Genomic DNA, 1,184 nt, shown 5'->3' on the forward strand with positions numbered 1-1,184 from the left:
TCCCCGGTGCGATCCCGGTCGCGGTCGGCGGCGGCGAGGGCGGCGGCGGCCTCCTCTTTCTCCCGCGTCGCCCCATCCAGCGCGGCTTCGACTTCCGTCAGCTTCTCGCCCAGCGCATCGCGGCGCTCCGCGCCGCCGGCGAGCGCGGCGGCGGTCTGATCCAGTTCGGCCCGCAACCGGCGCCGCTCGGCCGTACGGGTCAGCAGGGCCGCTTCCCCCCGCGGCGGGCCGACGACCAGCACGCCGCCCGCTTCCAGCAACTCGCCCCCGCGCGTGACGAACCGCCGCCCGCGTCCGGCCCCGCCGGACAGCTTCGCGGCGTCCGTCAGCGATTCGACGACCCAGGTGTCCCCCAGCAGTCGCTCTGCCAGTTCGGGGAAGGCATTGTCCGGCGTAACAAGGTCGACCGCCGGGCCGACGATCCCGGGGAGGCCGTTCAAGTCTTGGCGAGCGGGGGGCGTCAGCCCTCCGTGTCTTGGCGGTGTGGCGAACGATTCTGGGCCGCCGAAGACCTCAGAGGACTGACGTCCTCCGCTCGCCCACGGCTGCCCCGGACCGCGGCCACGGGTGTCGATGAGCTTGAATCCACGCAGGCCCGCGGCGGAGTCGGCCGCGCCGCCCGCGGTGAGATCCCGCCGGGAGAAATAGCCGACGCGGCTGCGGTACTCGGCGCTGTGGCGTTCGAGGTGGGGCAGCAGGGCGTCGAAGTCGTCGATCACGACCAGCGAAGCCCGTTCGCCCAGGGCGACCTCCAGCAGGGCGGCGTCGTCCAGGTCGCAATCGAGCAGTTCTGCGACGGTCCCGCGCACCAGCGACCACGGCGGCGCCGTCGCCGCCCGCGCCCGACGCAGCACCTCACGCAGGGCGACGCCGACGCCCTCGCCGCGTTCGTCCAGTTCATTGAGGATCGCCAGCCGCGCGGCGCCGGCGCCGTGCCGCTCGCGGAGTTCCGACAGTCGACGGGCCAGTTTCTCGCGGGCCTTCAGCAAGGAGGACCGCACCGCGTGCAGGTCGGCCAGCCGGGAGGCCGCCGCGCGGAACCGCTCCCCGGCGGCGGCGGCCACGGCGGCGGATTTGTCTGCGGCAGACTGGGCGACGGCGAGACGGTTCTCCTCTTCTTCCAGCCGGGCGTCCGCGTCGGTCTTGGCGCCGTCCGCGGCGGCGGCGTCGGCGCGCAGGCGGTC

1 pseudogene is annotated in these 1,184 nt (G+C 74.6%); it reads right to left on the reverse strand.

What is annotated here, in order from left to right:
• Positions 1-1,184, reverse strand: a pseudogene (locus LzC2_RS21465) (hypothetical protein); the annotation flags it as partial.

It is taken from the genome of Alienimonas chondri (assembly GCF_013036045.1).
Lineage (GTDB): Bacteria > Planctomycetota > Planctomycetia > Planctomycetales > Planctomycetaceae > Alienimonas > Alienimonas chondri.